The following is a 6,840-nucleotide window of genomic DNA, read 5'->3' as shown; positions in this document are numbered from 1 at the left end:
CACGGCGTCCACCCCACCGTCCGCGGCGCCGTCGAGGCCCCGGCCGACGCGCTGCGGGACGCCGGGTACGACGTGCGGGAGGTCGCGGACGTGCCACGGCTGGACGAGGCGGTCGACGCGTACCACCGGATCGTCGCGACCGAATTCGCCCCGACCTGGCCCGTGGTGCGGACACTGCTCGGCGAGGGCGGCGACCGCTTCATCCAGATGACGATGGAGAAGACCCCGCCCGCGACCGCGGCGGAGTTCACGCACCTGATGGGCGTCTGGCTGGGCATCCGCCGCTCCTGGGCGGAGTTCCTCGACGCGTACCCGCTGCTGCTCGGACCGGTGTTCACGGAGCCGCCCGTGGAGCCGGGCCTGGAGTCACGCGACCTGGCCGGACGGGAACGCGTCGGCTCGGCCATGCGTCTGTGCACGGCGACCAGCTTCGCGGGCGTCCCCGGGGTCGCCGTGCCGACCGGAGTGGCCGACGGCCTGCCGACCGGCGTGCAGGTCATCGGGCGCGCGTTCCGGGAGGACCTGTGCCTCGACGCCGCCCAGGCGGTGGAGGACCGCCTCGGAGTCCTCACACCGATCGATCCGCGCCCCGGCCCGTGATCACGAACCCTTCGGGCCGTCGTCGGCCGGGCGGCACAGGTTGAGGCTGAAGGCGGCCTGGCACTCCGTCCGGGCCGGCACGACGCCCGTGCCACGGACGCCCTGGAAGAGGCTGACCAGCACGACGACGGCCAGGGCCACCTTGACCGCACCGGTCAGCGCGCCGGTGAACTTCGCGGCGTGGAAGCGGCGGTAGGCGTAGAGGAGCCCGGCGACCGCGGCGATGAGGGCGGAGAAGCTGAGGTAGTTGTAGGCGGTGATCCGACCGTTCTCGCGGACCAGGCTCTCGCTCTTGAAGTCGAGCAGCACGGGAACGATCGCCACGACGGCGGCCGCCAGGCCGACTCTGACGGCAAGGCTGCGCCCACGGATGTAGTCGAACACGGTTTCCCCCCATGATCTTTGCGGTGAAGGGGAGGACGCTCGGTCCCCGCGCGCGGTTCCGGCCGCGAAAATTCCGGGCCGCGCCGTCCGTTCGGGGGCAGAATCGGCCCCATGGTGGACATGGAGGCGTTCCGGGAGGCGGTCACCGCGTGGGCGGCCGGCGGCCCCGGCGGGCCGGCGGGCGAGGCGGCGGAGCGGTCGGGCGTGCGGACGGCGGTGCTGGTGGAGGGGCCGAGCGACCTCGCCGCCGTCGACACGCTGGCCGCGCGCCGGGGGCGGGACCTGGCCGCCGAGGGGGTGTGCGTCGTCTCGATGGGCGGGGCGATGAACGTCGCCCGCTACGCCGGCCTGCTCGGGCCGCCGGGGCTGGGGCTGCGGCTGACCGGGCTCTGCGACGAGAACGAACAGGGCTTCTACCAGCGCGGGCTGGAGCGCGCCGGGGCGCCGGGGGACGGCTTCTTCGTGTGCGTGGCGGACCTGGAGGAGGAGCTGATCCGCGCGCTCGGCGTGGCGCGGGTGGAGGAGATCGTCGAGGCCGAGGGGGACCTGCCGGCCTGGCAGACCTTCGTCCGCCAGCCCGCGCACCAGGGCGGGGTGGCGGAACGGCAGTTGCGGCGGTTCATGGGGACGAAGTCGGGGCGGAAGATCCGCTACGGGCACCTGCTGGTGGAGGCGCTGGAGCACGAGCCGGCGCCGCTGCGCGCGCTGCTGGCGGCGCTGTGAGCGGGGCGGCGTCGTCGGTTCAGGGCGGTCGGCGGCGGTAGGGGCAGAGGCCGGCGTTCGAGCCGACGAGGACCACGCCGCGGGCCTCGCGGAGGTGGCCACCGCGAGGCCCGCCGAGCCCACGCCCGGCGATCAGGTCCCGTACTGGCGCCGCGTGTGGTGGCGAAACGGTTGCACCGGCGGCCTGTTGGGGCGGTTTCGCCGGTGCCGCGGGTCAGAACTCGACGGCGTCCAGGTGGTAGGTGGTGTCGACGACGAAGCCGCCCGCGTTCGCCTTGACGGAGAGCACGTACTGGCCGGGCGCCAGCGGGTCGAGGGCGCACCACAGGCCCCAGGCGACGCGCGGGATGCCGGTGGCCAGGAACCGCTTCGAGGCGAACTCGTGCACCTTCAGCGGGACGCCGTTGAGCGTCGCCTCGGCCTGGGAGGCCTCGACCCGCCAGGGGGCGGCGGAGAGGCCGAGGGCGACGCGCTGGGTGTTGAAGACGGGGAAGAAGACCGGGGTGCCGGCGGCGATCGGGCAGCGGCGCACGACGCGGCCGCCGTAGGTGCCGGCCAGGAACCAGACGTCGGAGGGCTGGCGCCAGCCGGCGAACTCGCCGGTGGTGTCGGCGACGGGGCTGCGCTCCACCGGCGCGGACAGCGCCCACTTCCACCAGCGTGCCGCGAGCTCCGCGCCCCGGCGGGGGTCCACGGTGTCGGCACCGGTCTCGGGGGAGACGGCCTCGCCCACGTCAGCTCCTTCGGGTCCACGCGCGCACCGCTCATCGGTTCGCGCAGCGACCCTATCCGGTGCGGGCCGGGCCCTCCCGCGCGGGAGGGCCCGGGGTCTCAGGGCTCCAGGCGGTGGACGGTGATCTCGTACTGGTCGACCGCGCCCTCCCAGCTGATGACCACGTCGTCGTCCTCGTCCTCGCCGTCCCCGTCGTCGTCCCCCTCGCCGTCCTCGCCGTCCGCGCCGTAGAGAGCCAGCGCGAGATCGTGGGACTCCGGGTCGCAGAACGCGGCCAGGTAGTCCCGCAGCGCCGGGTCCGCCACCTCGGCGACGTGCTCGTGGGCCTCGTCGTCCACCTCGTCGGCGGAGTCGCCGAGGCCGCGCGGCATCAGCTCGGGCGAGGTGGCGGCGGTCAGGCCGGTGGCGGCGAGCAGGGCGTCGAGCAGGGTGTCCCCGGAGGCCAGCCGGACCCGCCAGAGCGTCCACAGGTCCCCGGGCAGCCCGGGCGAGGCGAGGTCGACGCCGTGCCGCTCCGCGATCCGCCCGAGGTCCGCGCCCAGCAGGGCGCCGTTCCACCGCCCGTGCCCGGCCTCCTCGACGGCGGCGGCCAGTTCGGCGGCGAAGGCGGCGAGTTCGGCGGGCAGCCCCCTCGATTCGACGTGGAACAGCGAACGGCTCGCGTCGAAGACCAGGGCCGTCTCGTCGAGGTCACCGGGAGGGGTGAGCAGCAGGTGGTCCTGGGCGACCGTCTCCTCCCCCGCGAGCACGGCCCGCCCGACCCACCGCGGGTCCCGGTCCAGCTCGGTCTCGGCGAGGAAGTTGCCGCTGTAGTAGGCCCCGTACCGGGCCTTCCCGTCGTACTCGGCGAGCGGCCGCCCGAGCACCTCCCCGAAGGCCTGGGCGAGCGTGGCCTCCCACTCCTCGGAGCGAACGGCCGGGGTGTCGTCATGAAGCGTCATGCCGGGAGTACAGCACGCCCAACCGACAACGTCCGCCCGGGGGTTGGCTCAGCGGCTGTGGTTCTTGAGGATCTCGGCGATGGACTCGAACGTCTCAAGGCTCATGTGCGGCCGGTCATCCGGTGGCGCGGACGTAGATGTCGGCGGCGCCGGGGAGGCCGGCGGGGTCGGGGGCGACGTAGACGCGGCGGGCGAGGGTCGGAGCCGGGGTCGGGGTCGGGGTCGGGGTGATGGTGGGGGTCGACTCGGGGGTCGGGGTGGGGGTCGGCGTGGCGGTGGGGGTCTCCTCCGGGGCGGGGTCGGGGTCCGGCTCGGCTTCGGAGGCCTGGGCGACGTGTTCGGCGGGTTCCGAGAGGACGGGCTCGCTTTCCGGGGCGGGGGTCTCCTCGGGGACGGCGTTCGCGGTCGGCGACGGGGAGACGGACGGGGAGACGGTCGGAACCGCGGCCGTGGCGGACGGCTTGACGGTCGGCGTGACGGTCGGGGTCGCGGTCGGGGTCGCGGTCGGGACGGGCGCGCCGACCTCGTGGGCCTCGGCCGGTTCGTCGCCTCCCAGGGCCTCCGCGAGGTCGGCGGGCAGGGGGGCGAGGGCGCCGGGGGCCGCGAGGTCGTAGGTGCGCAGGAAGTCGCCGACACCGACCTCGCGCCCGCCGGAGAGCCGGTAGTGCAGGTAGGCGACCGGCAGGCCGTCCGGGGTGCGCGTGTAGACGGCGCCCACCGGGACGTAGTAGCGGCCCGCGCCCGGGTGTTGGGAGGGGTGGAGGCCCGCCAGCAGTTCGGCGCGGTCGCGGTCGGTCTCGATCGCGCCGCGCCCGATGGTCAGCGCGTTGACGCCCCGGACGGCCAGGGCGGCCAGCACCGACACGAAGATCACCAAGCCGATCGCGACCGTGCGGCGCAGCACGGGCCTGCCGTGCAGCGCCGGCCACGAGTCACTGGTCGCGCGTTCCCCCGACAGCCCGCGATCGGGCCCTCGTTGCCTCACTGTTCCTGCTCCCCCGGTCCGTCGTCGTGGCGGCGCGACGCGGCGCGGCCACTCATAGTGCTCGACGTGGACCCTACGCGCCGAGTTCCGCCCGGGACCACCCAACCCCGGAACCCGTAGTCACCCCAGGTAGGCCGGGGCGACCGCCGCGTCGAGCAGCCGCCGGGCGGAGCCGGTGCCGTCGGCGGGGACGGTCCACAGGTCGGCGCCGAAGTCGCCGGGCATGGCGTACAGCAGGGTGTGGCCGTCGGACCAGACGGCCTGGTCGTCGATGCTGCGCTGTTCGGCGGTGGCGGTCTCCGTCATGGTGGCGAGGTCCAGGACGTACAGCCGCCAGGGGGCGTCCTCGGAGGCGCCGGGGATCCGCTTCTTGTAGGCGAGCCGGGTGCCGTCCGGGGAGAGCGAGGGGCACTCGACGTTCTGGTGGAGGGTGGTGAGGGTGCGGGCGCCGAGGTCGCCGCGGACCAGGTGGGTCTGGCCTCCGGTGGCGAGGGTGGCGTAGAAGGCGTCGTCGTCGACGAAGGTCACGCCCCAGATGTTGACGTCGGGCGAGCGGTACGGCCTGCCGTCCTTGATCACGTCGAACTCCTCCAGGTTCTCCCGGAGGTTCCAGTCCCGGACGTCGACGATCGAGGTGCGGGTGGAGAAGTCGGTGCCCGCGTAGGAGTCGCCGCTGACGAAGACGGTCCAGGCGGCGAGGTGGCCGGAGGGCGAGACCCGGGAGCGGGTGGGGATGCCGGCGGCCGGGAAGGAGCGCAGCTCGCGCAGGTGCTCGTCGAGGACGACGGCCCGGTAGGTGTCCTGGAGCGGGCCCCGGTCGGCGCGCAGGCAGACGCCGGTGCCGGCGGCGGCGTGGAAGCGCAGGCACGGGACGCCGGAGGAGGTGCGCGGGCCGTCGGGGTGGTCGGCGGGGACGGTGACGATCTCGTCCCGGTGCGGGCCCCAGGCCATGTTGCGGAAGACCAGCTGCCGGGCGGCGGGGGCCTTGAGGGTGACCTCGCCGGGGGTGACGGCGGGGCCGCCGGCCTGGACGCGGTCGCGTTCGGCGGAGCTGTCGGCGGCCCACAGGACGGCGCCGGTGCCGACCGTGCCGAGCAGCACGACGGCGACCATCAGGATCAGCACCCGGGTGCGGGTGCGGAGGGGGGCGGTGGTCACGAGGGCACCTCGGCGTCGGTGGGGTCTTCGGGGGCGGCGGGCTCGCGCAGCACGAACGCCGCGCCGGTGACGCAGCCGGCCAGCGCCAGCGCCGACCAGGTCAGCGCGCCGGTGCCGCCGACGGCGCTCCACAGCGCGCCGAACGCCAGCGAGCAGGCGAACCGGGCGAGCGCCTGTCCGGTGCCGACCAGGGCGAGTCCGGCGCCGCGCTGCTCGGCGGGGACGGTGTCGGCGGCCGCGGCGGCGAGCACGCCGTCGGTGGCGGCGTAGAAGGCTCCGTGCAGCAGCAGCACGCAGAGCACCACCGGCAGGCCGTCGAGCGGGGAGAGCAGCAGCCCGTAGGCGAGCAGCAGGACGCCGTGTCCGGCGAGGAAGAGCCGGCGGCGGCCGATCCGGTCGGCGAGCGCGCCGAGCGGGACGGCGAGCAGCAGGAAGGCGCCGGCGGTGCCGAGCGGGAGCAGCGGGAAGTACTCGGTGGCGAGGCCGAGTCGGCGCTGCACGAGCAGGTAGAGGAAGGAGTCGCTGACGGTGGTGAGGCCGAGCAGCACGGCGCAGACGGTGAGCCGGCGCAGCCCGGGGACGCGCAGCAGCGCGAGCCCGTCGCGCGGGCGGGGCGGGCCGGTCGGCGGCTCGTCGGTGTCGAGCCGGTTCGGCACGAAGAGCAGCAGGACGAGCAGGCCGAGCACCGCGACGCACGCGCTGACCGCGAACACGGCGCGGTAGCCCTGCTGTTGGCCGCCGTCGGCGAGCAGCGGGCCGCCGGCCGTCCGCAGCACCAGGAAGGCGGTGAGCGGTCCGAGCAGCGCGCCGGCCGTGTCCATCGCCCGGTGGACGCCGAACGCCCGTCCCCGGTGGGCGGGTTCGGTGGCGAGCGAGATCATCGCGTCGCGCGGGGCGGTGCGCAGGCCCTTGCCGGTGCGGTCGACGGCGAGCACGGCGCCGATCAGCGGCACGGTGTTCACGAGCAGCAGCAGCGGTTTGCAGAGCGCCGACAGGCCGTAGCCGACGGCGGCGACGGCCTTGTGCCGGGGCGCGCCGTCGCGTCCGCGCCGGTCGGCGAGGTGGCCGCCGGCCAGCCGGACGACGGCGCTGAAGCCGTTCTGGATGCCGTCGAGCAGGCCGAAGCCGAGCGGGGACAGGCCGAGGCCGGTGAGCAGGTAGAGGGGCAGGACGGCGCTGACCATCTCGGCGGAGACGTCGGTGACCAGGCTGACCACGCCCAGGGCCACCACGGTGCCGGGGACGGCCGCCCGGGCCACCCGGCGGGCGGTGCCGGGTGTGCCGTCGGTGCCGTCGGCGCCGGCCTGCGTGCCGTC

8 protein-coding genes are annotated in these 6,840 nt (G+C 75.3%); 2 read left to right on the top strand and 6 right to left on the bottom strand.

From position 1 onward, the window contains the following. On the top strand, window positions 1-600 hold a 600-nt coding region (locus ABD308_RS28255; protein ID WP_344340365.1), incomplete at its 5' end, for an amidase family protein. Here the strand turns inward: ABD308_RS28255 and ABD308_RS28250 are convergent. After that, complete coding sequence (locus tag ABD308_RS28250; RefSeq protein ID WP_344340362.1) at window positions 601-984, bottom strand: hypothetical protein; 384 nt, start codon at window positions 982-984, stop codon at window positions 601-603. A 111-nt stretch (window positions 985-1,095) separates the two neighbouring features. Between ABD308_RS28250 and ABD308_RS28245 the strand changes: the two genes are divergently transcribed. Then, the gene (locus tag ABD308_RS28245) at window positions 1,096-1,707 is read left to right on the top strand and encodes a TOPRIM nucleotidyl transferase/hydrolase domain-containing protein (protein ID WP_344340359.1); all 612 of its coding nucleotides are present in this window, start codon (window positions 1,096-1,098) and stop codon (window positions 1,705-1,707) included. 214 nt (window positions 1,708-1,921) lie between these two features. On the opposite strand, the gene ABD308_RS28240 is transcribed toward ABD308_RS28245, so the two are convergent. From ABD308_RS28240 to ABD308_RS28220, 5 genes are all read right to left on the bottom strand, one after another. Further along, entirely contained in the window at window positions 1,922-2,440 is a 519-nt protein-coding gene (locus tag ABD308_RS28240) for a hypothetical protein (protein ID WP_344340356.1), read from the bottom strand. Window positions 2,441-2,538: 98 nt separating this feature from the next. Continuing rightward, the gene (locus ABD308_RS28235) at window positions 2,539-3,381 is read right to left on the bottom strand and encodes a hypothetical protein (RefSeq protein WP_344340354.1); all 843 of its coding nucleotides are present in this window, start codon (window positions 3,379-3,381) and stop codon (window positions 2,539-2,541) included. A 115-nt stretch (window positions 3,382-3,496) separates the two neighbouring features. Further along, window positions 3,497-4,285, bottom strand: coding sequence for a hypothetical protein (locus tag ABD308_RS28230; RefSeq protein WP_344340352.1), 789 nt, complete (start codon window positions 4,283-4,285; stop codon window positions 3,497-3,499). A 201-nt stretch (window positions 4,286-4,486) separates the two neighbouring features. Beyond that, complete coding sequence (locus ABD308_RS28225; protein WP_344340380.1) at window positions 4,487-5,479, bottom strand: TolB family protein; 993 nt, start codon at window positions 5,477-5,479, stop codon at window positions 4,487-4,489. Between the two features lie 41 nt (window positions 5,480-5,520). Next, window positions 5,521-6,840 (bottom strand): MFS transporter (locus tag ABD308_RS28220; protein ID WP_344340349.1); only part of this gene is annotated, 1,320 nt, incomplete at its 5' end.

The organism is Kitasatospora putterlickiae (assembly GCF_039527695.1).
Lineage (GTDB): Bacteria > Actinomycetota > Actinomycetes > Streptomycetales > Streptomycetaceae > Kitasatospora > Kitasatospora putterlickiae.
This window is presented reverse-complemented; position numbering and strand designations above follow the sequence as displayed.

Bases quoted from the DNA above. Each gene is read 5' to 3' on its own strand.
- ABD308_RS28225 (WP_344340380.1), bottom strand. From the start codon at position 5,479: ATGGTCGCCGTCGTGCTGCTCGGCACGGTCGGCACCGGCGCCGTCCTG.
- ABD308_RS28235 (WP_344340354.1), bottom strand. From the start codon at position 3,381: ATGACGCTTCATGACGACACCCCGGCCGTTCGCTCCGAGGAGTGGGAG.
- ABD308_RS28245 (WP_344340359.1), top strand. From the start codon at position 1,096: ATGGTGGACATGGAGGCGTTCCGGGAGGCGGTCACCGCGTGGGCGGCC.